General features: G+C 71.0%; 1 protein-coding gene. It reads left to right on the top strand.

The window, feature by feature from the left end:
- A partial coding sequence (locus G7A99_RS03660) for a sodium-dependent transporter (RefSeq protein ID WP_240466079.1) occupies window positions 1–1,244 on the top strand: 1,244 nt, incomplete at its 5' end.
- Window positions 1,245–1,470: the final 226 nt, after the last annotated feature.

Genomic DNA, 1,470 nt, shown 5'->3' with positions numbered 1-1,470 from the left:
ACATCACCGGCGAGAACGGCGGCGGCGCCTTCGTGGTGGTGTACCTGGCATGCATCGCGCTGATCGGCCTGCCCATCCTGATCGCCGAGATCCTGCTCGGGCGCCGCGGCCGCATGAGCCCGATCAACGCCGTGGCGGCGACCGCCCGCCGCGAGGGCCGCTCGCCGGCCTGGGCCGGGGTCGGCCTGCTCGGCATGGCCGGCTCGTTCGTCATCCTCTCGTTCTACAGCGTCATTGCCGGCTGGGCCCTCGCCTACGTCGGCCGCACGGCCACGGGCACCTTCGCCGGGGCCGACGCCGCGACGGTGAAGGCCGCCTTCGACGCGCTCAAGGCGAGCCCGTGGCAGCTCGTGCTCTGGCACACGGCGTTCATGGCGCTGACGGCGGTGGTGGTGGGCCGCGGGGTGCGCCACGGCCTGGAGCGCGCCGCCAAGATACTCATGCCCGGACTGGCGCTGCTGCTGGTGATCCTGATCGGCTACGCCGCCACCACGTCCGGCTTCAGCGCCGGCGTGGACTTCCTATTCACCCCGGACTTCTCGAAGCTCAGTACCCATTCCGTGCTGATCGCGCTGGGCCACGCCTTCTTCACCCTGAGCCTGGGCATGGGGATCATGATCGCCTACGGCTCCTACCTCGCTCCGGGGACCTCCATCGCCGGCACGGCGCTGTCCGTGGTGGTGCTCGACACGGTCATCGCGCTGATGGCGGGCACCGCGATCTTTCCGGTGGTGTTCGCCAACGGCCTGGAGCCCGCCGTAGGCCCGGGCCTGATCTTCCAGACCCTGCCCCTGGCCTTCGGGTCGATGCCCGGCGGTGCGCTGTTCGGGGCGCTGTTCTTCCTGCTGCTGACCTTCGCGGCGTGGACGTCCACGATCTCACTGCTGGAGCCCACGGTGGAGTGGCTGCAGGAGCGCGGCCAGGGCCGCTGGCCGGCGACGATCAAGGCGGCGGTGACGATCTGGGCCCTGGGCGTGGCCTCGGCGCTGTCGTTCAACGTGTGGTCCGGCTACACGGTGTTCGGCCAGAACCTGTTTGGCGCGCTCGATTTCCTCACCGCGAACATCATGCTGCCCCTCACCGGGCTCGGCGTCGCGCTGTTCGTTGGCTGGGGCATGTCCACGGCCAGCGCCAGCGAGGAGCTGGGCCTGGGTGAGACCCTCGGCTTCCGGCTCTGGCACCTGGCGATCCGCTTCGTCGCGCCGGTCGCGGTGGTGGTGGTGTTCGTCTACAACCTGCTCTAACACCGTTCCGCCGGCGAGTGGGCGGCGGGGCGGACGACGTGATCGCCCCGGCCGGGACCGCCCGCCCCCCGTGGGGCGGGCCCGCCCGCCGGGGCACCATGGATGCCGGGCGGCGCGTTGCCCGGTTTCCCCCGCCGTCGCTATAATCGCTAGCCGAGAATCGGAGGAAGCTGCGGCCCAGGGAAATGGGCTTCACCCGCCGTGCCCCCGGAAACGCGCTTTCCCG

The organism is Arhodomonas sp. KWT (assembly GCF_010993615.1).
This window is presented reverse-complemented; position numbering and strand designations above follow the sequence as displayed.